Origin of the sequence: Janthinobacterium sp. PC23-8 (assembly GCF_002250505.1) — a bacterium.
Taxonomy (GTDB): domain Bacteria; phylum Pseudomonadota; class Gammaproteobacteria; order Burkholderiales; family Burkholderiaceae_D; genus Janthinobacterium.
Genome location: NZ_NJGY01000001.1, coordinates 2766477 through 2793416 on the forward strand (window position 1 = coordinate 2766477; position 26940 = coordinate 2793416).

The window sequence follows — 26940 nt, forward strand, 5'->3', positions numbered from 1 at the left end:
ATGCGTCTATTGCTCGTGCGCCACGCCGGCGCGGATACGGGAGCAAGCATGCAGGGATGGACGAGATGGCGCCGGCTGGTGGCCGGATGCAGCGCCGTGATGGCGCTGTGCGGGGCGCAGGCGGCCGATGCGCCGGCGCGCCTGGAAGTGCGGCGCACCACGGACGGCGTGCCGCATGTGCTGGCGGCCGATTGGCACGACCTGGGCTACGGCTACGGTTATGTGCAGGCGCAGGACGCGCTGTGCACCCTGGCCGAGGCCTTTCTGACCTATGAAGGCCGGCGCTCGGCCTATTTTGGCGCCGATGCCAAATTGACCGCCGGCTCGACCCTGGGCCATCCGGCAAACAATGAACTGGACTTTTTCTTCCGTGCCCATGCCGGCGCCGGCATGATAGCGGCCATGCGGGCAGAACAGCCGGCAGAATTGAATGCCATGATCGACGGCTTTGCGCAAGGCTATAACCGTTACCTGGGCGAGGCGCGCGCGGCCGGCCCCGGCCGCGACGCTCCCGCGTGCCTGGCCCAGCCGTGGCTGCGGACCATCAGTGCGGACGATATCTACCGCCGCATGTATGCGGCGGCGATTGCGGGCGGCTATGCCCGCTTTATCGGCGAGATCGCCAACGCCCGGCCGCCGGCCGGCGCCACGGCGGCGGCCGGTGCGCAGGGCGCTCTGGCGGCCTTGCTGGCGCCGCGCGTCGGCGATCAGGTCGGCCTCGGCAGCAATGCCATCGCGCTGGGCGGCGCCGCGACCGGCGGCGATGGCGCCGTGCTGTTCGGTAATCCGCACTGGTACTGGGGCGGGCCGGACCGTTTTTACCAGGCGCAGCTGACGATACCGGGCAAGATCAACGTGGCCGGCGTCTCCTTTCTCGGCATTCCGGTTATCATGCTGGGCTTTAACGGCAACGTGGCGTGGACGCACACGGTGAGCGACGCGCGTCGCTTCGGCGTGTTTGAACTGGCGCTCACGCCGGGCCGGCCGGCCAGCTACCGCTACGACGGCCAGGATGTGCCGATGCGGCAAGCCGACATCAGCATCGACGTGCTGGGCGCGGACGGCAAGCTGCGCACAGAGCGGCGCACGCTGTACGCCAGCCGTTTCGGTCCGCTGCTCGACCTGGGGCGCCGCAACCAGGCCTTCGGCTGGAGCGCGCAGACGGCGCTGGCGATCCGCGACATCAACGCCGACAACTACCACATCTTCCGCAATTACTTCTACTGGGCGCGCGCGCGCTCGCTGGACGATTTCATCGCCATCCAGCGGCGCGAGGCCGCCATGCCGTGGGTGAACACACTGGCCATCGGCCGCGACGACCAGCGCGTCTGGTACGGCGACATCGGCAACGTGCCCAATGTGCCGGACCGGCTGCGCAGCGCCTGCACCACCGCGCTGGGACAGGGCTTCGCCCAGCTCGACGGCGCCGTGCCTTTCCTCGATGGCAGCCGCCCGGAGTGCGGCTGGCAGCACGATGCGCGCGCCGCGCACCCCGGCGCCATGGCCGCCGCCGACATGCCCGGCCTGCTGCGCCAGGACTACGTCGCCAATATGAACGACAGCTACTGGCTGAGCAATCCGGCGCAACCGTTGCAGGGCTATCCGCGCACCATGGGTGGAGAGCAGCTGGCGCTGTCGCCGCGTGGCCGCTACGGCCATCTGCTGGCGCAGCAGCTGGCCGGTGCGCAGTCGCGCTCCAGTCTGGCGCTGGCGCGGCGCACCATGGACGCAGTGCTGGACCCGCTCAGCCACGCGGCGGTGCTGTACAAGAACGACTTGCTGGCCGGTGCCTGCGTCGGCGCCGAGCCTGCGCTGCAAGCGGCCTGCGCCCAGCTGCAACAGTGGGACAACCGCGCCGGCATCGACGCCCGCGGCGCCTTGTTGTGGGCCGCCTTCTGGCGCCAGATCGCGCGCCTGCCCGATGCACAGCTGTACCGCACCGCCTTCGACCCCGCGCGCCCGCTGCAGACGCCGGCCGCCATCAACGGCGCCGATCCGCGCGTGCGCGCGGCGCTGGCGGCCGCGCTGCAGAGCGTGCGCGCCGGCGGCCGCGCGCCGGATGCGCCGCTGGGCAGCGTGCAGGTGCTGCGCGCCGATGGAACGGCCGTCTATGGCGGCTGTTCGGCGGCCGGCTATTTCACCGTCGCTTGCAGCCATGCACCCGATGGCGCACTCGATGCGCAGACCGAGGGCAACAGCTACCTGCAGGTGGTGCGCTTCGGCCCGCAGGGCGTGGACGCCCACACCCTGCTGGCCCATGGCGAGCGTGAGCAGGCCGTGGCCGGCGGTTCCGGTGGCGAACCGTTGCAACGCTACGCGCGCAAGGATTGGCTGGCCTTCCCGTTCAGCGAGCAGGCGATTGCCGCCGACCCGCAGCTTGCCCGCCAGGTGCTGCTGCCGTGAGTCCGCGGTAGCGCGGATCGAGCGGGCAGCGGCCGCAATAGCCTTCGGCCGGCAGCAGGTAGTACAGGCAGCACTGGCGGTGCAACGTGACACGGGCGTCGCCGCCCCCGCCATCGACGATGCGGATGGTGCGCGCCCGCGCATGGAGCGGCTGGCCGCTGCCGTCCGCCCAGTGCGCCTGCTCCAGCAGCGCGCTGCGGTCGGCCGCCACGCGGGCGGCGGCGCCGGGCAGGCTGGCGGCCTCGCGCAGCAGGTTGTCGAGAAAACGGCTGGCGTTGCCCCACAGGATTTTCGGTGGCACACCGGCCAGCGCGGCCAGCCGTGCGAACAGCGGCGCCAGATGCTCGGTGATCAGCGCGCCGTAGCGCTGCTGCGCGTCGGCGCCGTCCAGCGGCAGGCCCAGGCTGGTGATGTGGAACACGGCCGGCGCGCCTTGCCGGTCCAGGCTGAGCGCCATGTCGTTGGCAGTGGCCGGCAAGCAGTGGTGCAACAGGGTGGCGGCGGCGGCCAGCGGTGGCAGCAGCGCTTCCAGATAGGCATTGCTCCACCATGAGGCGGCGACGCGCAGGTCGCCGCTGCCGAGACGGCGCGCCTGCCGCTGCAGCAGGTCGCCCAGCAGCACCTCGTCGGCCAGCAGGCGGCTGACGGCCAGTGCGTCGGGCGGCATGGCGCTTGCACAGGCCAGCGTGGCGCCGTACGGCCGCCACGCGCCCTGGAATATTGGTTCAAGCAGCGCAAGCATGGGGAGGGGCGAGCAGTTGGGTCATACCCCCATGACGAACCGGGGCGGGAAAAATTCCGCCGCCGGGCTAAACAAGCGGCGTTGCGGTTCGTCTATCCTTTCGTCCACCTACGCAACGGGAGTACCGTGCTTTCCTATCTGATTTCTCAATCGCGCCGCCTGCTGGCGGCCGCCACCTTGGGCAGCATCGTCTCCGGCGCTTGCAGCGTGCTGCTGCTGGTACAGATCAACCGGGCGCTGACCGCCGGCGACGGCGCCGCCCGCGCCGCGCTGGCATGGGGCTTTGTCGGCATTGCCGTGCTGTCCGCGCTGAGCCACGCTGTGGCCTCGGTGCTGTTCGAACGCCTCACGCAGCGCGCCCATGCGCAACTGCGGCAATTCATCGCCGGCCGCGTGCTGGCGGCCGACTATCGCAAGCTGGAGGAGCTGGGCGCTGCGCGCGTGCAGTCGGCCCTGGCCGAGCACAGCGCCAAAGTGGCCGAGTTTTTTGTCTGCTTCCCGGCCATCCTGAGCAATGCGGTGGTGGTGAGCGGTTGCCTGCTGTATCTGGCGCTGCTGTCGTGGCAGATTTTCCTGGCCGCCGTGGTGGTGGTCGGCCTGGGCACTTGTTGCTATCACTGGGCGCAGCTGCGCGCCATTGGCCACCTGGATGCGGCGGCCGCCGAGCAGGACACCTTGTTCGGCCACTTCCGCGCGCTGACCGACGGCGCCAAGGAGTTGCGCCTGCACCGGCGCAAACGCAACAGCTTTGCCAGCGAGGTGCTGGGCCAGGCCATCGAGCGGGTGCGGCGGCACCGTACCGCCGGCATGTCGCTGTTTGCGGTGGCCGCCAGCTGGGGCAGTTTCCTGATCTATGCCTTCATCGGCCTGGTGCTGTTTGTGCTGGTGGGCGATGCGCCCGGCCAGGCGCGCGTGATGACCGGCTTTGCGCTGGTGTTCCTGTACATGGTGACGCCGCTGGAATCGCTGCTGCTGAACCTGCCGCGCGCGAATCTGGCGCGGGTGGCGGCGCGCCGCATCGACGAGCTGGCCAACGCCATGCCGGGTCAGGAAAGCGAGGCGGACACCGACCTGGCGACGCCACTGCACAGCCTGAGCCTGCAGGGCGTGCAGCACCGCTACTATCGCGAGTCGAACGACGACTTGTTCATGCTGGGACCGATCGACCTCAGTTTCGCGCCGGGGCAGATCGTGTTCCTGGTGGGCGGCAACGGCAGCGGCAAGACCTCGCTGGCCAAGCTGCTGGTGGGGCTGTACCAGCCGGAGCAGGGCGCCATCGTGCGCAACGGCGAAGCCGTCAGCGACGCCAACCGCGACCGCTATCGCCAGGGTTTCTCGGCCATCTTCGCCGATTTCCACCTGTTCGACAGCCTGCTCGACAGCGCTTCCGACGAGCTGGACGAGCGCGGCAACGGCCTGCTGACGCGCTTGCACCTGCAGCACAAGGTACAGGTGCGCAACGGCGCTTTCTCCACCTGCGCGCTGTCGCAGGGCCAGCGCAAGCGCCTGGCGCTGACGGTGGCCTGCCTGGAAGACCGTCCCTTCCTGGTGTTCGACGAATGGGCGGCCGACCAGGACCCGGTGTTCAAGGAAGTGTTCTATCGCGAAGTGCTGCCGGAGCTGCGCGCGCAGGGCAAGACGGTACTGGTGATTTCCCATGATGACCGCTACTTCGGCCTGGCCGATCGCCTGCTGCGCATGGAAAACGGCCAGCTGACCGAGGTGGCGCCGGCCTCGCTGCAGGCGGCATGAAGGCCGCCACACTGCGCACCTTTCGCCAGCTGCATGGCTGGCTGGGGCTGGTGGCGGGCTTGTGCCTGTTCATCGCCTTCTACGCCGGGGCGTTGTCGGTATTTAACGACGAGCTGCACGTCTGGGCCGGCCGCACCGGCCGTCCCCAGGCGATGACGCCGCTGTCGCAGGCGCAGCCGCTGGTCGATGCGCTGTTGCGTGCCCATCCGCAGGCGGCGCAACGCTTCACGCTGCGCCTGCCCACGCCGCAAGATCCGCTGCTGAGCGCCGAGTGGGACCAGCAGCATGCGGACGGCAGCCAGACCGAACACGTGTTCACGCTGTCGCCGCAAGGTGGGCTGGAAGAGGCGGCGTCGCCTTCGGTACTGGCCGATCTTGTCTATCACCTGCATTACACCGCCGGCTTGCCGCGCGCCTGGGGCATCTACGTGCTGGGGTTTGTCTGCGTGCTGTACGGGCTGGCGCTGACCAGCGGCGTGATCCTTTACACGCCGGCTTTTTTCAAGGATCTGTTCGCGCTGCGGGTGGGCCGCAATCTCAAGCGCATGTGGCAGGATGCGCATAACGTGATCGGCATCCTGTCGCTGCCATTCCACGTCATGTATGCCTGGAGCAGCGTGCTGCTGGCCTTGGGCATGTCGCTCTATCTGCTGCCATTCCAGCAACTGATCTACGGTGGCGCGTTGCAACCGCTGGTGCGCGCCGACCTGTCGATGGGCGCGCCGCATCCGCCGGCCGGCGTGGCGGCCGGGCTGGTCCCGCTGGCCCAGCTGTACGCCACGGTCGAACGCGCGGTGCCGGGCATGCACATTGCCGCCTTGCGTTTTCGCCATGCCGGCGATCTGCGCGGCCAGGTGGACGCCTATGGCGAGATTCGCCAGCACAGCCTGAGCGCGGTGGCGGCGGTGGTCATGAACGCCAGCAGCGGCGCGGTCGAGCGCGTTGTCACGCCGGACACGGCCGGCCCCGGCACCAGCATGCTGCGCGGCCTGTATTCCCTGCACTTTGCCGATTTCGGCGGCAGCGCCGTGAAATGGATGTATTTTGTGCTCGGCATGCTGGGCGCTTTCCTGTTCTACAGCGGCAATCTGCTGTGGATAGAAGCACGCCGCAAGCGCAGCGGCTTGCAGACGCGCGGCGCGCTGGCCATGGCGCGCGCCACCGTCGGCGTCTGCCTCGGTTGTATCGCCGGCCTCGCCGCCGCCTTCCTGGCCAACCGGCTGGCGCCCTGGCACAACCTGGCGCACTGGGAGACCGGCAGCTACTACGCCGTGTTTGGCGGTGCGCTGCTGTGGAGCTGGTGGCGGCCGCCGGCGCGCGCCGCCCACGAGCTGCTGATGTCGAGCGCGATCTTGTGCCTGCTGCTGCCGCCCGCTCAGTGGTGGCGCAGCGGCGTCGGACCGCTCGACGCGCTGGGCGAGGGCGGCGCCGTGGTGCTGGGCGGCGATATCCTGGCGCTGCTGGCGGCACTGCTGTACTGGCGCCTGGCTGGCGCGGTGCTGCAGCGCGGCTTGCATGGCGACGCGGCCAGCGTCTGGACCCTGAAATCTTGACAAATGAAAATGGTGGTGGAAAAACGTTGCAAATAAATATAGAGTGCGCCATGATGTGAATACAAATCATTCTCATTCATGGTTAGGTCATATTTATGCAAACCGGTAGTGAAATCCGTCAACAGTTCATTGCCTCGCGGGTGCAGCTGCACGTTGCGGCGGTGCGTATCCTTGGTTGCCGCCAGCGGGCGGAAGATGTGCTGCAGGACGCCTATCTGAAATTGGCCGACGGCATCGAGGAATTGCACATTAATAATCCACTGGCCTATCTGTATCAGCTGGTGCGTAACCTGGCCATTGACCGTCACCGGCGCGGCCAGTTCGAGTCGCAGGTATTCTCGCCGGAAGAGGATGGCCTGCATCTGGGTTCCTCGTCCACGCCGGAAGCGCAAGCCATCCATAGCCAGCATTTGTTGATGGTGGCGCGCGCGCTCGGCAGCTTGCCTGAGCGCACCCGTGCAGCCTTCGAGCTGCACCGCCTGGGCGGCAAAACCCAGCGCGAGGTCGCCGCCCAGCTCGGTATTTCGACCACCCTGGTCAATTTTCTGATACGCGACGCCACGGACTGCTGCCGCAATGCCTTGAGCGCCGGAGTCTGACCGGACTCAATCGCACGCTGCGGTAAATTTCGGCGGGCCCCGCTCGTCATTCAAGGCAATGACTTCAGCGAGGAGCAACCATGTCGAGTCTTTCCCTACACAAGCTGTCCGCCGCCGCATTGCCGGTGCTGCTGACCCCGGCCGCCACCCAGTGCGACCTGGCCGGCGTATGGCGCAATCACCGCCAGCATATCGATGCCTTGCTGCTGCAAACCGGCGGCGTATTGCTGCGCGGTTTCGAGGTGCCGTCGGTCGACGCATTTCAGAACTTTGCGCGCGGCTACGGCCATGCGCTGCTGAACTACGAATTTGCCTCCACCCCGCGCAGCGCGGTGTCCTCCGGCGTCTACACCTCGACCGAATACCCGGCCCACCAGCACATCCCCTTGCACAACGAGCAGGCCTATACCCGCGAGTGGCCGATGCACATCTGGTTCCACTGCGTGACGGCGCCGGCTGTCGGCGGCGAGACACCCATCGCCGACAGCCGCGCCATCTACCGCGACATGCCGGCGGCGCTGCGCGAGCGCTTTGCCCAGGGCCTGCTCTACGTGCGCAATTACAGCGAGGACTTCGACCTGAGCTGGCAACAGGTGTTTCAGACCGACAGCCGCGAGGCGGTGGAAGCGTTCTGCCGCCGCGCCGCCATCGAATGCCAGTGGACGGGTCACGGCGAACTGCGCACGCTGCAGCGCTGCCAGGGCGTGGAGCGCCATCCGGTGACGGGCGAGATGGTGTGGTTCAATCAGGCCCACCTGTTCCACGCGTCCAACCTGCAGGCCGAGGTGCGCGAATCGCTGCAGGATTTGCTGGGCGAGGACAAGCTGCCGCGCAACGTCTTCTTCGCCGACGGCTCGCCGATCGCCGATGGCCTGCTCGACGAGGTACGCGCGGTACTGGCGGCCAATACCGTGAGCTTCCCATGGCAAGATGGCGACATCCTCATGCTCGACAATATGCTGGCGGCGCATGCGCGCACGCCGTTTACGGGGCCGCGCAAGGTGGTGGTGGCAATGGCGCAGCCGCACGGCAATCTGCCGGCTGCTTGAGACTTTTTTGCGTGAGAGAGTAAATTTCCGGAGCGCGTGCTCGTCATGTTTACAGGCACACCATTTTTGAGGAAGCATCATGACGACGAGTTGTTTCGACCGCGAAGACGGCGTATTCCGCGTTTTGGTCAATCACGAAGAGCAGTATTCGCTGTGGCCCGAATGGAAGGCCATCCCGGCCGGCTGGCGCGATGCCGGCGTCACCGGCGACAAGCCGACCTGCCTGGCGCACATCGAGCAGGTCTGGACCGATATGCGGCCGGCATCCCTGCGCCGCTTCATGGCTGAACAGGAAGCGGCGCGCTCAGCGTAAGCCTTCCCTACCCCCCCCCGTAACGAACAATGCCAGGGCGGCGCGGCCGCTGTGGCTGCGCACGCCCATGGCCTGCGCGGCACCGTCCGGCAGCCAGCACAGAAGGATGCAAGATGATCGAGGCCCCCGCCGTTCGCAGCGTGCCGCGCAATATGGTCGTACACCTGCAGGCATTGGCGCGCACGCGCCCGCAGGACACCGCGCTGATCGCGCTCAACGCCGACGGCGAGCAGCGTTATGATTACGCCACGCTGGACCGGCTGGTGCGCGCCATGGCGGCTGAACTGCAAGGCCGCTTCGGCCCCGGCGAACGCGCCTTGCTGTTGCTGGACAACGACCAGCACTACCTGGTGGCGTTCCTGGGCTGCCTGTACGCGGGCCTGATCGCAGTGCCGGTGTTCCCGCCCGAATCGGCGCGCGAACAGCATCTGGAACGTTTGCTGGCGATTGCCGCCGATGCCGGCGCCTGCTGCATCCTGGGCGTGAGCGGCATCCTGGCGCTGTTGGGCGAGGATGGCGGTGCCCGGCGTTTCGGCGCCGTCGCCGCGCTGGCGGTCGACGCGATCGATCCCGCGCGTGCTGGCGACTGGCGTCCATGCGCGCCGCAGGACGCCGACATCGCCTTCCTGCAATACACCTCCGGTTCGACCGCCGTGCCCAAGGGCGTAATGGTCAGCCACGGCAATCTGATGGCCAACGAGCGCGCCATCGAACAGGCGATGGCGGTGGCGGCGGACGATGTCTTTGTCAGCTGGCTGCCGCTGTATCACGACATGGGCCTGATCGGCGGCGCGCTGCAGCCGCTGCATCGCGGCGTGCCGGTGGTGTTGATGAGCCCCGCGTACTTCCTGCAGCGGCCGATGCGCTGGCTGGAGGCGGTGTCGCGCTACCGCGGCACCGTCAGCGGCGCCCCCGATTTCGCTTACCGTCTCTGCCTGGAGCGCATCAAGCCGGCGCAGCTGGCGGCGCTGGACTTGTCCAGCTGGCGCGTCGCCTTTTCCGGCGCGGAGCCGGTGCGGCACGATACGCTGCACGATTTCGTCGCCGCCTTTGCGCCGGCCGGTTTCAATCCGCGCGCGCTCTATCCATGCTACGGCCTGGCGGAAGCCACGCTGCTGGTCAGCGGTGGCGCTGCCGGCGCCGGCATGACCGCAATCCGTTTCGACGATGCCAGCGTGGCCGCCGGCAGCCCGCAATTGGCAGCCGGCGATGGCGCCGCGCTGGTCGCTTGCGGCGAAATCGCCGCCGGCCATGAGGTGCTGATGGTGGCGCCGGACACGCTGGCGCCTGTGCCGCCTGGTCAGGTGGGGGAGATTCTGGTGCATGGTCCCAGCGTGAGCGGCGGCTATTGGCGCCGTCCGCAGGTCAATGCCGAAACCTTTGTCGAACGCGAAGGCCGGCGCTACCTGCGCACCGGCGATCTGGGCTTCCAGCATCAGGGTCAGCTATACGTCACCGGCCGCCTGAAGGATGTGATTATCCTGCGCGGGCAGAACTACTATCCGCAAGACCTTGAGCGCGTCATCGAGATGGAAGTCGACGCGGTACGCAAGGGCCGCGTGGCAGCATTTGCGGTGCGCGCCGCCGACGGCGGCGAAGGCGTGGGCGTGTGCGCTGAAGTGTCGCGTGGGCTGCAAAAGCTGGTGCCGCCGGCGGCCTTGGCAGAGATGCTGAGCGAGGTTGCCAGCCGGGTGTGCCGTAGCGCGTTGACGTTGGTGGTGCTGCTCAATCCCGGCGCACTGCCCAGGACCTCCAGCGGCAAGCTGCGGCGCGGCGCCTGTCGCCAGGGATGGCAGGACGGCACGCTGGACGCCTATGCGGCCTGGCGGGAAGGGCGCATGGTCCTGGGCGCCGGCAGTGAGGGCGGCGGCGCCGGCGACGCGCCGCTGGCCGGCACGCAAACCGAGCTTGCGGCCCTGTGGCGCAGCGTACTGAAACTGGACGCCGCCACGGCGCTGGGACGGCAGGCACATTTCTTCAGCAAGGGCGGCAATTCGCTGGGCGCTGTGCAACTGGCCGCGCAAGCGAGCGAGCATTGGCAGATCGAGGTGCCGCCGCAACTGGTGTTCGAGTATCCGCGACTGGCCGCTGCCGCCGCGCGCATCGACGCCTTGCTCGGCGCCGGCGCGCCGCGCAGCAGCATCGACGTCCTGTCGCCGGCCATGCGGGCGGCCGGCGTGCCATTGTCGCCGGCCCAGCAGCGCCTGTGGTTCCTGTGGCGCCTCGATCCGGCCAGCACCGCCTACCATATCGGCGGCACCTTGCATTGGCGTGGCCCACTGTCCTGCGAACGCCTGCAGGCGGCCGTGCTGCAACTGGTGCGGCGCCATGAATCGCTGCGCACGCATTTCCGTATCGACGCGCACGGCCAGCCGCTGCAGGTGATTGCCGCCGCGCCGCAGACGCCGATCGTACAGTCCGGGCCTGCCGCCGCCGGCGACGCCTTGCTGGCGCAGCCGTTCGACCTGGAACGCGGACCGCTGTTGCGCGTCGGCCTGCACAGCATCGCCAAAGATGAGCACAGCGTGACCATTGTCCTGCATCACATCATCGCCGACGCGTGGTCGATGCAGTTGCTGATCGAACAGCTGGCGGCCTGCTATCAGGAGCACGCTGCCGCGCTGGCGGCGCTGGCGGCGCTGCCGCTGCAGTATGCCGACTACGCCGTCTGGCAACGCCGGCGACTGGACGACGGCGAGCGTGAACGCCAGCTGGCGTACTGGCGCGAGGCCCTGGGCACGCAGCATCCGGCACTGGACCTGCGCACCGATCGTCCGCGTGGCGCCGCGCGCCGCTACACAGCGGCACAGCATGGCGTCGAGCTGCCGGCGCAACTGCTGGCCGGCTTGCGCGCGCGCGCAGTTGCCGCAGACACCACCTTGTTTACCGTGCTGCTGGCGGCGTTCCAGATACTGCTGTTCCGCCACAGCGGGCAGGAAGACGTGCGGGTCGGCGTGGCGGTGGCCAATCGCGGCCGGCCGGAAGTGGCCGGCGTGATCGGCTTCTTCGTCAATACCCAGGTTCTGCGCAACCGCATCGACGACCGCATGCCGCTATCGACGGTGCTGGCGCAGGCGCGGGCCGCGGCGCTGGGTGCGCAGGCGCATCAGGAATTGCCCTTCGACGAACTGGTCGAGGCGCTGCAGCCGCAGCGCAGTCTCAGCCACAACCCGCTGTTCCAGGTGTTGTACAACCATTTGGTGGAAGACTACCGTGCGTGGTCGGCGCTGCCCGGTGTGTCGGTGGACGTGCAGCCGCTGGCCCAGCCTGATGCGCAGTTCGACCTGGCGCTCGATACCGTCGAAACGCCGGATGGCCGCGTGCGCGCCACCTTCAGCTATGCGGCCCAATTGTTCGACCCGGCCACCATCGCCGCCTACGGGCAGCATTATCTGGCAGTGCTGGAGCAGGTCGCGGCGGCCCCGGCGGCGCATGTGGCCGATATCGACCTGCCAGGCGCCGCAGGCAGGGCGCAGCTGTTGGCCTGGGGGCGCAATCATGGCCTGGCGTTGGACGGCGCGCCTGCCCACGTGCGCTTTGCCCGCCAGGCCGCGCTGCAGCCGCAGGCCGACGCGCTGGTGTCTGGCACAGTGACGCTGAGCTACGCGGCGCTGAACCGTCGCGCCAACCAGCTGGCGCACCGGCTGATCGGCGCCGGCGTGGGGCCGGGCGTCGTCGTGGGCGTGGCGCTGGAGCGCTCGCCCGACATGGTGGCCGGCCTGCTGGCCGTCCTGAAAAGCGGCGCTGCCTACGTGCCGCTGGACCCGGACTATCCCGCCGAACGCCTGGCGCACATGGTGCGCGACAGCGGCGCGGCCTTGCTGCTGACGCATAGCTGGCTGGCGCCGCGTCTTCCCGCGAGCGACGGCGTCCCGGCGCTGGCGGTGGATCAGCTGATGCTCGATGAGCAGCCGGATGGCGATCCGCTGGTGGCGCTGCATGAACATAGCCTGGCCTACGTGATCTACACCTCCGGTTCCACCGGCACGCCCAAAGGCGTCGCCATCAGCCACGGCGCGCTGGCGCGGCACATCGATGTCTCGATTGATTTCTTCGGCCTGCGCGCCGACGACCGCATGCTGCAATTTGCCACGCTGAACTTTGACGGTTGCATCGAGCAGCTGTTCCCGCCGCTGGCGAGCGGCGCTGCCGTGGTGCTGCGCGGACCGGATCTGTGGGACAGCGCAACCTTCTACGACGCGCTGATCGCACAGCGCATCAGCGTGGCCGACCTGAGCACCGCCTACTGGTCGGTGCTGGCGCAGGACTTCGCCGCGCAAGGACCGCGTCCGTATGGCGCGCTGCGCCAGGTGCACGCCGGCGGCGAAGCGCTGCCGCCGGAAGCGCTGCACGCCTGGCGCACGGCCGGGCTGGCGCGGGTCAAGCTGCTCAACACCTATGGCCCGACCGAGGCTACGGTCACGGTCAGCACGCTCGATTGCGCGCCTTATCTGGAAGCCGGCGCGCAACTGCCGGCACAGATGCCGATCGGCGTGCCGCTGGCCGGCCGCAGCCTGTACGTCCTGGACGCAGCACTGGGACTGGCGCCTGCCGGCGTAGCCGGCGAGTTGTACATCGGCGGCGCGCTGCTTGCCCGCGGCTATCTGAATCGCCCTGGCCTGAGCGCCGAACGGTTTGTCGCCGATCCGTTCGACGCCGCCGGCGGCCGCTTGTACCGCACCGGCGACCTGGTGCGTTGGCTGGCCGACGGCCGGCTCGAATATCTGGGTCGTATCGACCATCAGGTCAAGCTGCGCGGGCTGCGGGTGGAGCTGGGCGAAATCGAAGCCGGCCTGCTGGCGCAGCCCGGCGTGCGGGCGGCGGTAGTGAGCACCCAGCACGGCGCCAACGGCATGCTGTTGGTGGCCCACGTGGCCGTCGAGACCGGCGCCGGTGTGCAAGGCGCCGCCCTGCGCGCCGCCCTGCGCGAGGTATTGCCGGACTACATGGTGCCGACGGCCGTCATGGTGCTGGGCGCGCTGCCGCTCACCCCCAACGGCAAGGTGGATCGCCATGCGCTACCACCGGTTACGCCGGCCGGCGAGGGCGAATACGCCGCGCCGCAAGGCGAGGCCGAGCAGGCGCTGGCGCAGTTGTGGCGGGAAGTGCTGGTGCTGGAACGGGTCGGCCGCGATGACAATTTCTTTGAGCTGGGAGGCCATTCGCTGGCGGCGATCCGCGTCACCGCCTTGCTGTCGCAGCGTCACGGCTGCACGCTGCCGGTGCGTCATTTTTTTGAAGCGCCCACGCTGTCGGCCATGGCCGCAATCGTGCAGGCCGGCGGCTTTGGCGTCGGCGCTGCCGCCGTCCTGGCAACACGACTGGACCAGATGGCCAGTCTTTTAAGTGAATTTGAGGGTCAGTGATGAAACGCGATGAGCAACAAAGCCAGCAAATAGCCCGGCGCTTTGCCGCCCTGGCGCCTGCGGCGCAACGCGGTTTCCTGGAAAAGCTGACGGCCATGGGGCTCGATTTCTCCGCGCTGCCCATTGTTGCGGCGGCGCCGGCGCAAAGTGTCGAAGCACCACTATCGCCGGCGCAGCACAGCATGTGGCTGACCTGGCAGCTCGATCCCGACAGCGCGGCCTATAGCATGCCAGGCTTGCTGCGCTTGCGCGGCCGGCTGGACCAGGCGGCGCTGCAAGCGAGCCTGGATGATCTGGTGGCGCGGCATGCCGCCTTGCGCACCCGCTTCCATGCCGCTCCCGGCCAGGCGCCGCTGCAGCGCGTACACGATGCCGCGCCGCTGGTGCCGGCGCGGCACGACCTGAGCGCCTTGCCGGAAACCGCGCGCGAGGACGCAGTGCGCCGCCTGGCCATGGGCTTTGCCGCCGCGCCGTTCCGGCTGGACCAGGAAGCGCCGTTTCGCGCTGCGCTGATCTGTGTCGGGGAAGACGATCACGCCCTGGCGCTGGCGGTGCACCATATCGCCGCCGACGGCTGGTCGCTGCAGATCATGGTCGGCGAGCTGCTGGACCGGTACGCGGCGCATGCCGGCGGCCGGCATACGCCTCCGGCGCCGCTGCCGATCCAGTTCACCGACTACGCGCGCTGGCAACGCAGCTGGCTCGACGCCGGCGAGCGCGAACGCCAATTGGCGTACTGGCGCGCGCAATTGGGCACCGATCATGCGGCCCTGGCGTTGCCGCTCGACCGCCAGCGCGGTCGTCAGGCTGGCAAGGAAGGACGCCATCATTTCCGCTTCAACGCCACCACTGCGGCCGCCTTGCGCGCACTGGGGCAAGCGCAGGGCGCCACTTTGTATATGGTGATGCTGGCCTTGTTCAAGCTCGCGCTATACCGCCTGACAGGACAGGCTGTCCTGCGCGTGGCCGCGCCGGTGGCCAACCGCCAGCGCGCGGAAACGCATGGACTGGTCGGCTACCTGACCAATCTGCAAGTGCTGCAGACAAGGCTCGACAGCGCCGACAGTTTTGCCGCCTTGCTGGCGCGCGTGCGCGAGGCAGTGCTGGGCGGCCAGGCGCATCAGGATGTGCCGTTCGACCAGCTGGTGGAGGCGCTGGCGCCGCAACGCCAGCCCGGCGTCCACCCGCTGGTGCAGGTCAAGTGCACCGAACAAAGCGCCTTGCCGCTGAGCCGCGCCGTGGCCGGCCTGAGCTTGTCGCTGGACGAATTGTCCGGCGGCGAAGCGCACTTCGACCTCGGTTTCGATTATCTCGACAACGGCGACGACATTGAGGCCGTGCTGGCCTATCCGGACGCGCTGTTCGACGCCGCCACCATGCAGCGTTGGGCCCGGCTGCTGCAAGCGTGCGCCGCGCAGATATCGGCCCAGCCACAGGCCGCGCTGCGCGCTCTGGGCGCACCGCAGCCGGTTGCCATGCTCGACGGCGAGACCACGGCGCTGGCGGCGCACGACGTGCTGGCCATGTGGCGGCAGCACGCGATGGCGGCGCCGCAAGCCGGCGCGGTGCGCTTCGAGGAGAGCCAATACAGTTACGCCGAACTCGATGCCCAATCCGATCGCCTGGCCGGCCTGCTGGCCGCCGCCGGCGCCGCACCTGAAAAGACGGTGGCGCTGCATGCGGCGCGCGGTTGTGAATTCGTGCTCGGCATGCTGGCGATCCTGAAGACCGGCGCCGCCTACGTGCCGCTGGATCCGCAACTGCCGGCCGAACGCCTGGCGTATCAGCTGCGTGACAGCGCGGCGTGTCTGCTGCTTGGCGCCAGCGCCCCCGATTGGGCCGGCGACCTGCCGCTGATCGGGCTGGGTTTCGGCGGCGCGCAAGCCGCTGCGCCGGCGCCGCGCCACGTTCCCCATCCACAGCAGATGGCCTACCTGATTTACACCTCCGGTTCCAGCGGTCGCCCGAAAGGCGTGGTGGTCACGCACGGCGCGCTGGCCAACTACGTGCAGGCAGTGCTGGCGCGCTTGCAGTTGCCGGACTCGGTACGCAGCATGGCAATGATTTCCACCGTGGCCGCCGACCTTGGACACACCACGCTATTCGGCGCATTGTGCTCCGGACGCCTGCTGCACCTGATTTCGGCCGAACGGGCGTTTGACCCGGACCGCTTCGCCACCTATATGCGCCAGCATGCGGTGGACGTGCTGAAAATCGTCCCCGGCCACATGCAGGCCTTGCTGCATGCCGCGCAGGCGGCCGATGCGCTGCCGCACCACACGCTGGTGATCGGCGGCGAGAGCGCCGGCCAAGCCCTGCTCGAGCGGATTGGCGCGCTGAACCCGGCATGCCGCATCGTCAACCACTACGGGCCGACCGAAACGACGGTTGGCCTGCTGACCCACGCCGCAACGGCAGGCGAGAGCGCGCCGCTGCCGGTGGGCGCGCCATTGGCCAACGCCTGTGCCTGCGTGCTGGACGAGGATTTGAATCCGGTGCCGGTCGGCGTTGGCGGCGAACTGTATCTGGGCGGCGCCGGTGTGGCGCGCGGTTATCAGGGCCGTACCGGCCAGACGGCCGAGCGTTTTGTGCCGCATCCGCTGCGGCCCGGCGAACGCCTGTATCGCAGCGGCGACCGCGCGCGCCTGCTGCCCAGCGGCGCATTCGAATTCCTCGGCAGGATCGATGACCAGGTCAAGATACGCGGCTACCGCGTCGAACCGCGCGAGGTGGCGGCGGCCTTGCTGGCCTTCGATGGCGTGTCGGCCGCCGAGGTGCTGGCCGCTGCAGACGATGACGGCCGTTTGCGATTGCTCGCTTATGTGGTCGGCTCGCATGCGCACAGCGTCGCGCTGATGCAGCAGCTGGCCGCCACGCTGCCGGACTACATGGTGCCGGCGTTCATCACCGTGCTGGACGAACTGCCGCTGACGGCCAACGGCAAGGTCGACCGTCAGCGCCTGCCATCGCCGGTGGCGCCGCAGGCGGCGCTCAGCGCCGCGCCACAAGGGGCGGTGGAACAAACCCTGGCCGCCATTTGGGCGGCGGTGTTGAAAATGGAGCAGGTCGGACGCGACGACAATTTCTTCGCCCTCGGCGGCGATTCCATCCTGACGCTGCAAATCGTCGCCCGCGCGCGCAAGGCCGGCATCGGCTTCTCGCCGCGCCAGTTGATGGAAAAGCAGACCATCGCCGCGTTGGCGGCCGTGGCCCGGTCGTCCGCGCCCGCAGCGGCCGCCACGCCCGGGCCGCAGCAGCAGGAATGGTTTGCACTGACGCCGGTACAGCGCTGGTTCTTCCAGCAGGACATGCCGCAGCCGCAGCACTGGAATCAGTCCTTGCTCCTGACCCTGGAACGAGAGCCGGACGACCGCTTGATGCAACAGGCCTTGTCCCGGCTCAGCGTGCGCCATGGCGCGCTGCGCTTGCGCTTCGCCCGCGATGGCGCGCAATGGCGCCAGCGCGTCGATAGCGCTACCCCGTCGTCCCATTACCAGCGCATCGCCTTGCATGTCACGGACGATGGGCTGGACGCCGCCATCGCGCGGGCATCCGTGGCGATGCAGGCTTCGCTGCACCTGGATCAGGGCAACTTGCTGCATGCGGCCTGGCTCGATGCCGGCAACGTGCAAGCGAGCCGCCTGCTGCTGGTCTGCCACCATCTGGCCGTGGACGCCGTGTCATGGCGCATTGTCGTGGAAGACCTGCAGCAGATCTACAGCGGCCTGCAACACGGTGCTGCGACAGAACCGCAAGCTGCCAGCGTGGGCTACGCCGATTGGTCGCGCGCGCTGCAGCTGCATGCAGCCAGTGCGACGGTGCTGCGGCAACTGCCGTTCTGGCGGGCGCAAAGCGCCGCCGCACTGCCATGCGATCACGCCGGCGGCGTCAATACGGAAGCGTCGGCGCGTACCTGCCATCTGGCGCTGTCCGCCGGCGATACCGCCGAATTGTTGGGCGGTGCATGCCTGGCCTATCGCAGCCGTCCGGAAGAACTGATGCTGGCGGCGCTGGCCCGGACCTTGTGCGACTGGTCCGGAAACGCCGATGTGGTGGTCGAGCTGGAAGGTCATGGCCGTGAGGACTGGCCCGGTGCGCCGGACGCCAGCCGCGCCGTCGGCTGGTTCACCAGCCTGTACCCGGTACGCCTGTCGCCGCCATCGGCGCTGGCGGACGGCGTGGTCGCCGTCAAGGAACAACTGCGCCAGGTGCCGGACAAAGGTCTGGCGTATGGCTTGCTGCGCTATCTCGACGCTGCAGGTGCGCAGCTGGCGGACGTGGCGCCACCGCAGATCACGTTCAACTATCTGGGGCGTATCGAACGCCAGGCTGCCGATGGCTGGGCCTTGGCCGACGAAACCGGCGCCGCATCGCGGGCCGCCGGCAATCCGCGCCGCTGCTGGTTCGACCTGACGCTGGCGATCCGCGATGGTTGCCTGCAGCTCGACTGGACCTACAGCATCGCGCTGCATCGTCGCGCCACCGCCGAGGCGCTGGCGCAGGCGTTTCTGGAGCGCCTGCGGCAGATCGTCGCGCATTGCGTGCATGTGGCACGCCCCCGCCTGACGCCTGCGGACGTTCCGCTGTCCGGCCTCGCACAAACGGCGCTCGATCGGCTCGATTTGCCAGCGCCGCAAGTGGAAGACTTGTATCGGCTGTCGCCCATGCAGGCCGGGATGCTGTTCCACGGCCAGTTGCAGCCCGATGCTTCGGCATATGTCAACCAGCTCTGCGTCGATATCGGCGCGCTGCAACCGACGGCATTTGCGGGCGCGTGGCAGGACGCGATGCGCCGCCATCCCGTGCTGCGCACCGCTTTCGTGGCCGATGCCGACCCTGCGCTGCAATGGGTAGCGCGTGACGTTGCGTTGCCGTTGCGCGAAATCGATTTGCGCGCGCATGCCGATGCCGGCGGCGAAAGCATCCGGCTGGCGCGCGATGAACTGGCACGCGGCTTCGATACGGCGCAGGCCCCGCTGATGCGGCTACTGCTGTTGCGCACCGGCGAAGACACCCATCATCTGATCTGGACCTATCACCATCTGCTGCTGGACGGCTGGAGCAGCAGCAGCCTGCTGGCGGAAATACTGCGCTCCTACGCCGGCGAGCGGATCGCCGAGCCGGCGGCCCGCTACCGCGACTACATCGCGTGGTTGCAGCAGCAAGACCGGCAAGCTGCGCAAACCTGGTGGCAGCGCCGCCTGGCGACGATCACTGAACCGACGCGGCTGGCCGACAGCCTGCCGGCGCCGGCGCATGCTGGGCCGCAGCCGTTGGGCAATCATCTGCAGGTATTGAGCGGCGAGTTGACGGCGCGCCTGCAACAGACGGCGCGCCAGGAGCACCTGACCCTGAACACCCTGGTGCAGGCCGCATGGCTGCTGCTGTTGCAGCGCCATACCGGCCAGGCTGCGGTGACGCTGGGCGTTACCACCTCCGGTCGCCCGGCCGAGCTGGCCGGCGCCGAGCAGATACTGGGCTTGTTCATCAATACGCTGCCGCTGACCGCGTCGCCCGCGCCAGACATGCGCGCAGCCGATTGGCTGCGCGCGCTGCAGGCCGATAATCTGGCCATGCGCGAGCATGAACATACGCCGCTGGCGCAGCTGCAGCAGTGGGCCGGCCATGGCGGACAAGCCTTGTTCGACACCTTGATCGTGTTTGAAAACTTCCCGATGGATGCGGTTCTGCTGAACCAGGCTCCGGGCGGCCTGCGTTTTGGCGAACTCGGCGGGCAGGATGACACGCACTATCCGCTGACCGTGACGGTCGTACCTGGCGGCGCCGGCGCGCCGGCCCTGCGCCTGCAGTACAGCTACGACAGCGCGCGCTTCGGCAGCGGCCAGATCGAGCACATGGCGCAGCAGATCGCCCATCTGCTTGGCGCATTATGTACCTCGCCGGGCATGGCCTGCGGCGAATTGGCCATGCTGCCGCCGCCGGCGCAAACAGCCTTGCTGGCCACCGGCGACAATCCGCAGCGCTATCGGTGGCATGAGCCGGCGCATCGCCTGATCGAGCGCCAGGCCGCCATGCGGCCGCAGGCTGTGGCGCTGGTGTATGAGGATCTGAGCTTCAGCTACGATGAGCTGAACCGCCGCGCCAACCGTCTGGCGCACCATCTGCTATTGCTTGGCGTCGCGCAGGAACAGCGGGTGGGCATCGCCCTGGAGCGTTCGCCGGAAATGGTGGTGGCGGTGCTGGCCGTGCTCAAGGCCGGCGGCGCGTACGTGCCGCTGGACCCTGGCTATCCGGCCGAGCGGCTGGCGGCCATGATGGAAGACAGCGCAGCGAGGCTGGTGCTGACACAGACCAGTGTCGCCCCGGCTTTGCCTGCGCTGCCCGGCATGCAGCAGCTGCTGCTGGACACGCCGCAACCGTGGGGCGCGCACGGACACGAGGTCGAGTGCAATCCGCAGTGCGCCGTGCATCCGGCGTCGCTGGCGTATCTGATCTACACCTCCGGATCGACCGGCAAACCGAAAGCGATCGCTGTCGCGCATCAGGCGTTGGCGGAGCACACGCAAGTGGCCATCGGCTACTTCGGGCTGACGGCGGCCGACCGCATGCTGTTGTTTTCGACCATCAATTTCGATGGCTTTGTAGAACAGCTGTTCCCGCCGCTGGCGTCCGGCGGCGCGTTGGTGTTGCGCGGCCCGGCGCTATGGGACAGCGAGACGTTCTACCGCGCGCTGATCGAGCAGCGCATTACCATCACCGATTTGAGCACCGCCTACTGGAGCATGCTGGTGCAGGATTTCGCCCGTCACGGCGTGCGTGACTATGGCGCGCTGCGGCAGGTGCAGGCGACCGGCGAGGCCATGCCGCCGGAGGCGCTGCAGTCCTGGCGCGCCGCGGGCCTGGGGCATGTCAAACTGCTCAACACTTATGGCCCCACCGAAACCATCGTCACCGCGACCGCCTTCGATTGCGCGCCGTATGTTTCGGGACAGTTGCCGCTGCCGGCGCACATGCCGATCGGCCGTCCGCTGGCCGGACGACGCGCCTATATTCTGGATGCCGATCTGCGCTTGACGCCCCCTGGCGTTGCGGGCGAGCTGTGTCTGGGCGGCGAACTGCTGGCGCGCGCCTATGCGGGCCGTCCCGCCCTGAGCGCTGAACGCTTCGTTGCCGACCCATACGGCGACGACGGCGCGCGGCTGTACCGCACCGGCGACCTGGCGCGCTGGCGCGCGGACGGCGCGCTGGAATATCTGGGCCGTTTCGACCACCAGGTCAAGGTGCGCGGCTTCCGCGTCGAGCTGGGCGAGATCGAAGCACAGCTGATGGCGCAAGCCGGCGTAAGGGAAGCGGTCGCGGTGGCACTGCCGGGCGCGCGCCTGGCCGCCTATGTCGCCGGCATGGATTTGGATGGTACGGCGCTGCGTGCTGCGCTGGCGGCCGCGCTGCCGGAGTATATGGTGCCCGCAGCGGTGGTGGTGCTGGCGGCGCTGCCGCAGACCCCAGGCGGAAAAATCGACCGCAAGGCCTTGCCGGCGCCGCAATTGAGCGTGGACCAGGCCCAGCCGCTGGACGGCGCCATCGAGCATGCGCTGGCGGCGCTATGGCGTCAGCTGCTGGGAGGCGTGCCGGCGGGACGCGATAGCCACTTCTTCGATGCCGGCGGCCATTCGCTGCTGGCGATCCAGCTATGCGCGCGCGTGCGTTCAACGCTGGGCGCGCAGCTGGCTTTGCGTGACGTGTTTGCGCATCCGCATCTGGCCGATATGGCGGCCCGCATCCGCAGCGCCGGCGATGCCCCGGCGGCGGACGCGCTGCTGCCGGTGGCGCGGCGCCAGCAGATGCCGCTGTCGCCGGTCCAGCACCGTCTATGGCTGGTGGATCGCCTGGCCACGCCGGCACAGCGTAGCGCCTACAACATCGCCGCCGCCCTGCGCCTGCGCGGCGAGCTCGACGTGCCGCGCCTGCAGGCCGCGTTCAATACGGTGGTGGCGCGCCATGAAGTGCTGCGTACCTCTTATCCGCAGAGCGAGGATGGCGATCCCCATGCCGCCATGTTGCAGGCGCTCGATCTGCCCATGCCGGTGCTCGATCTGTCGCCGCTGCCGCCAGGCCGCCAGGCGGCTCAGGTGGCGGCCTTGTCGAGCGAACAGCGTGGCCGGGCGTTCGACCTGTCGCAGGCACCGCTACTGCGCGCACAGCTGTTGCGCCTGGCGCCGCAGGAGCACGTGCTGCTGTTCTGCGTGCACCACATGGTATTTGACGGTTGGTCCGAGGCAGTGCTGCTGCGCGAACTGGGCGCCGCCTATCGGGGCGTCGGCCTGCCGGCCTTGCCGGTACAGTATGCCGACTACGCGGCCTGGCATGCGGCGCGCGCCGCCGGCCCGGCAGGCGCGGCGTCGGCGGCGTTCTGGCGCAGCTATCTGGCCGCCGCGCCCGCGCTGTCGACCTTGCCGGCCAGGGCCGCTCTGGCGCCGGTGGCGGCCGAGCGCAATGCGCTGCCGGTCCTCACGCTGCCCGGGTCTGTGGTGCGGCAGCTGGAACAACTGGCCCGCCAGCACGGCGCTACCTTGTTCATGGTCCTGCTGGCCGCTTTCCTGCAAGTGCTGCACCGGCAGTCCGGCCAGGACGACCTGGTGGTCGGCACCGATGCCGCAGGCCGCGACCGGGTTGAACTTGAAGGCCTGATCGGTTTCTTCGTCAACGTCGTTCCGCTGCGTTCGCGCATGACGGCGCCGGCGCAGGACTTCGGCCGCTGGCTGAAGCAGGTCAAGGACAGCGTACTGCGTGCCTTCGAGCATGGCGACATGCCGTTCGACCAGATCGTCGAGGCGGCGAATGTGCCACGCGAACGTGGCCGCCATCCGTTGCTGCAAACCCTGTTCGTGCTGCAAAACACGCCTGCGGCGCAGGCAGATATCGGCGGCCTGGAGATCGAAGTGCTGGCCGATCAAGGCGCGCCGGCCAAATTTGATCTGGCCGTATTCATCTCGGAAGTGGAAGGCGGCTTGCAGGCGGAATGGATCTATCACGCCGGCCGCCATGAGCGTGCCGTTGTGGCTCGTGCGGCGCAAGCCTGGCAGCAGGCAATTGAGCATCTGACCGATATTGAAACAGAGGAGAAACCCATCATGAACAAACCAGCCTCGATGGCCGGAAAACTGGACCGTTTGAAGCAGCAGCCGGCTGTGCGCAGTGCCCCCCGGCCGGTAGTTTCCATGTCTTTTCTGCAGCCGGACCAGCAGTTCCCGGCAGTGATCGAAGCGCGCGACGAAGGACTGGACGCCGTTGCCTGGGCGCGCGAACAACGCGATCTGGTGGAAAGCATGCTGCTGCGTCACGGCGGCATCCTGTTCCGTGGCTTTGACCTGCGCACGCCGCAGGAGTTCGAGAGTTTCGCCGAAGCCATCGAGCCGCAGCTGCATGGCGACTACGGCGACCTGCCGAAGAAGGAGGGCGGGCGCAACACTTACCGTTCGACGCCCTATCCGGAACGGCAGATGATCCTGTTCCATAACGAGAGCGCTCACCTGGACCAGTGGCCGCGCAAGCAGTGGTTCTACTGTGAACTGCCGTCGCCGGTCGGCGGCGCCACGCCGATTGTCGATTGCCGCGAAATGCTGCGCCGCCTGCCGGCCGCACTGGTGGAGGAGTTCGAACGCAAGCAACTGCTGTACATCCGCACCTTCAATCACCGGCTTGATGTGAGCTGGCAGGACTTCTTCAAGACCACGCAGCGCGCTGAAGTCGAAACCCGCCTGCGTCTGGCCGGCATCGAATTCACCTGGCTCGATAACGACGAACTGCAGACGCGCACGCGCTGCCCGGCGGTGATCGCCCACCCGGTCACCGGTGAACGCGCCTTTTTCAATCAGGTGCAGCTGCACCATGTCAGTTGCCTGGAGCCGGAGCTGCGCGCCGATCTGCTGACCATGGTCGGTCCTCGGCGCCTGCCGCGCCAGGTCTGCTTCGGCGACGGTACGCCGATTCCCGATGCAACGATGGAGCTGATCGGCCGTACCTACGAAGCGTGCGCGGTGCGCTTTGACTGGCGCCAGGGCGACGTCATCATGCTCGACAACATGCTGGCCGCGCATGCCCGCGATCCCTTCGAAGGCCCGCGCAAGATCGTGGTGGCGATGGGGGAGATGGTCAGCCGCGCCGACCTCATTGCCGCCGCCGCCGAGACACCGCAACCGATACAGGAAAACTAAATGGATACGACGCAGGATCTTCAACACTGGCCGCTGGGGCCGGAACAGCGCCAACTGGCTGACGGCAGCGCCGTGCATGTCAGCAGTGCGCGCAGTGACGAGCACATCGACGCACAGCGTTTGCAGCGGGCGCTGGCCGAGGTCGCCGCGCGTCATCAAGCCTTGCGCTTCGCGTATCGTGAATTGCCGGGCTATCGCGGCTTGCGCCAGCAGGAAGGCGGTCCGCCCGGCATTGCGGCAACCGTCACGCATGATGGCGCAGCGTCGCACATCGCGCTGACAATGACAGCGCTGGCGGCCGACCAGGCCAGCCTGCCAATGTTGTGGCGCGAGCTGAAAACCGCTTACGACGGCCAGCCGCTGCCGGACGAGGTGTTCCAGTACAGCCAATACATCGAATGGCGCCAGGATCTGGACGACGATCCCGAAGCGGTACAGGGGCGAGCCTACTGGGCCGGCTACCTGCAGCAGCATGCGGGTGCCGAACCGGTACAGCTGTCTTGGCGTATTGCCGCGCCGGCGGACGCTGTGCCGCAGTACGCCGCAGCGCGCGCGAATCTGGATGAGCAGGTGCTGGCGCGCCTGGCCTCGCTGGCGAAAGCGCAAGGCGCAACGCTGGAGACGGCGCTGCAACTGGCGTGGTGGCTGCTGCTGGCGCGCCTGCAGGGTAGCGCGCATGTGAGCGGCGGCTGGCTGCATGACTGCCGCCGCGACTACGATGTGATGGAAGGCGCCATCGGCGTATACGAGAAGCTGATGCCGGTTGCGGTACAGGCGGTTCCCGGGCGCAGCTTCAATGCCCTGCTGCCCGAATTGGCCACGGCGCTGGAGGCACATCGCGGGGCCCAGGAATACTGCCTTGCGTCGCTCCGGCCGGCGGTGAGCTTCAGCTATCGCGAGGCGCCAGCCAAACTGCCGGGCTGGCACGTGGACGACCTGAGCGCACCCGGCGCGCCCGCTGAACTGGCGTTGCTCATCGCCGGTGCAGACGCGTCGCTTTACAGCGACGGCCTGCACTACCATGCGGCCGATAGCGCCTGCCTGCTGGAGCAATACGCCGCGCTGCTGGCGGCGATCGCGCAGCGGCCGGACAGCGCCGTCATGGATGCGCCGCTGCCCGCCGGGCCAGTCATCGAAGGTCGGCCGCTGGACCCTGGACAGGCTTTGCTGGGCGAGCGCATCGCAGCATGGAGCACTGCAACGCCACAGGCGCCGGCCTTGTCGGAGCAGGGCGTAGTGACCAGCTATCAGGAGCTGGAACAGAATGTGGCGCGCGTGGCGCTCTGGATGGCGGCGCAGGGCGTGCAGCGCGGCGACCTGGTCGCGCTCGATCTTGAGCGCTGCGCCGGCTTCGTCGTGGCGCTGCTGGCCGCCTGGCGCCAGGGCGCGGGCTACCTGCCGCTCGATCCGCATTGGCCTGCCGGCCGTCGTGACGCGATTGTCTCCGATGCCGCGCCGGCGCTGACGGTTGATGCGGATGCATTGGCGGCCGCGATCGCCGGTGCGGTCGATGTGCAGCCTGTACCGACCGCCGTCTGCAGCGCCAGCGACGTGGCATACGTGATGTATACCTCCGGCTCCACCGGCACGCCGAAAGGGGTGATTGTCGAACATGGCCAGTTGTTGAACTACGTGGCTGGCGCCTCGCAGGCCATGCAACTGGCCGCAAGCCGCCGCTGGGCGCTGACCGGCACGGTGGCGGCGGATCTTGGCAACACGGCGCTGTTCGGCGCCTTGTTCAACGGCGCCTGCCTGGTCATCGCCTCGGCTGCCGAAATGCAGGACGCGCCATCGTTCGCGCGTTTCCTGGCCGAGCACGCCGTTGACGCCGTCAAGATGGTGCCTTCGCATCTGGAGGCACTGCTGGACGGCGACGCGGCCACGCTGCCGCAATGCGTAGTGCTCGGCGGCGAGCCCGCTTCGACGGCGTTCGTCGCACGCCTGCTGCACCTGCGCCCTGACTGCCGCATCTACAACCACTACGGCCCCACCGAGACCACCATCGGCGTGATGATTCATGCGGTGGACGGCTGCGCAGCGTCGGCTGCGGTGTTGCCGCTCACGACCGCGCTGCCGAACTGCCGCATCCAGGTGCTCGATGCGCAGCTGCGGCCGGTACCCGCCGGCGCGCAAGGCGAACTGTATATCGGCGGCGCGCAGCTGGCGCGCGGTTACCTGAACCGTGATGGCGGCGCAGTCTTTGTCGACGATCCGCAACGCCCCGGCCAGCGCATGTATCGCAGCGGCGACCTGGCCTGGCTGCTGCCACGCGGCGGCCTGGTGCTGGCCGGCCGTGCCGACCATCAGCTGAAAATACGCGGCTATCGCGTCGAACCGGCTGAAATCGAGGCAGCTTTGCTCAGTGCCGCCGGCGTGCGCCAGGCAGTGGTGCTGGCCGTGGCCGACGACGCCGGCCAGGCGACGCTGGTGGCGGTCGTGGTGCCGGACAACGACGCCGCCGCAAGCGAGGCGGCCTTGCGCGAACACCTGGCGTCGCGCCTGCCGGCGCACATGCTGCCAGGCCGCTATGCCTTGCTTGCCGCGTTGCCGCGCCTGGCCAACGGCAAGATCGACCGCGCCGCGCTGGCGGCGTGCGCGCCGCAGCAACGCAGGACGGACTTGCTGGCGCCGCGCGACGCGCTTGAATTCGTGCTGGCCGGCTGCATGGCTGAACTGCTGGCGTGCGAACAGGTCGGCGTGGACGAGGATTTCTTTGACCTTGGCGGCCATTCCCTGCTGGTCATCAAGCTGACCGCGCGCATACGCAAGCTGTTGAAAACAGAGATCGCCCCTGGCCTGGTGTTTGACCATGCCAGCGTCGAAGCGCTGGCGCGTCTGCTGCGCGCAAGCAGCAGCGACGTGGTCCAGTTGGAGAGGCTGGCGCAGGCGCAGCGCAAGCTGGCGCAGATGTCGCCCGAGCAGCGCGCCGCTTTGCAAGAGCGCGGCCGACAAGGCAAAGCGGCCTGATAATCGAACAATATGGGAAGA

At 68.3% G+C, this 26940-nt stretch carries 10 protein-coding genes; 9 read left to right on the forward strand and 1 reads right to left on the reverse strand.

The annotated features are described in order from the left end of the window. Entirely contained in the window at positions 1–2403 is a 2403-nt protein-coding gene (locus CD932_RS11935; protein WP_254926560.1) for a penicillin acylase family protein, read from the forward strand. Here the strand turns inward: CD932_RS11935 and fhuF are convergent. Further along, the gene (gene fhuF, locus CD932_RS11940; protein WP_254926561.1) at positions 2345–3070 is read right to left on the reverse strand and encodes a siderophore-iron reductase FhuF; all 726 of its coding nucleotides are present in this window, start codon (positions 3068–3070) and stop codon (positions 2345–2347) included. The two genes, CD932_RS11935 and fhuF, sit on opposite strands and share 59 nt — an antisense overlap. A 201-nt stretch (positions 3071–3271) precedes the next feature. Between fhuF and CD932_RS11945 the strand changes: the two genes are divergently transcribed. From CD932_RS11945 to CD932_RS11980, 8 genes are all read left to right on the forward strand, one after another. Continuing rightward, positions 3272–4897 (forward strand): cyclic peptide export ABC transporter, encoded by a 1626-nt coding sequence (locus CD932_RS11945; RefSeq protein WP_094442840.1) that lies wholly within the window; start codon positions 3272–3274, stop codon positions 4895–4897. Continuing rightward, positions 4894–6450, forward strand: coding sequence for a PepSY domain-containing protein (locus CD932_RS11950; RefSeq protein WP_094442841.1), 1557 nt, complete (start codon positions 4894–4896; stop codon positions 6448–6450). The genes CD932_RS11945 and CD932_RS11950 overlap by 4 nt, the downstream gene beginning before the upstream one ends. Before the next feature lie 95 nt (positions 6451–6545). Then, positions 6546–7049, forward strand: coding sequence for an RNA polymerase factor sigma-70 (locus tag CD932_RS11955; RefSeq protein WP_094442842.1), 504 nt, complete (start codon positions 6546–6548; stop codon positions 7047–7049). Between the two features lie 80 nt (positions 7050–7129). After that, a complete protein-coding gene (locus CD932_RS11960) occupies positions 7130–8098 on the forward strand; it encodes a TauD/TfdA family dioxygenase (RefSeq protein WP_094442843.1) in 969 nt (322 codons plus the stop codon). Positions 8099–8177: 79 nt separating this feature from the next. After that, positions 8178–8411 (forward strand): MbtH family protein, encoded by a 234-nt coding sequence (locus CD932_RS11965; protein ID WP_094442844.1) that lies wholly within the window; start codon positions 8178–8180, stop codon positions 8409–8411. 113 nt (positions 8412–8524) lie between these two features. Then, positions 8525–13777, forward strand: coding sequence for a non-ribosomal peptide synthetase (locus tag CD932_RS11970; protein WP_176460935.1), 5253 nt, complete (start codon positions 8525–8527; stop codon positions 13775–13777). Continuing rightward, positions 13777–23952 carry a non-ribosomal peptide synthetase gene (locus tag CD932_RS11975; protein WP_094442846.1) on the forward strand — a complete coding sequence of 3392 codons (10176 nt, stop codon included), beginning with the start codon at positions 13777–13779 and terminating at the stop codon, positions 23950–23952. The genes CD932_RS11970 and CD932_RS11975 overlap by 1 nt, the downstream gene beginning before the upstream one ends. Continuing rightward, positions 23953–26919, forward strand: coding sequence for an amino acid adenylation domain-containing protein (locus CD932_RS11980; protein WP_094442847.1), 2967 nt, complete (start codon positions 23953–23955; stop codon positions 26917–26919). Positions 26920–26940 lie beyond the last annotated feature (21 nt).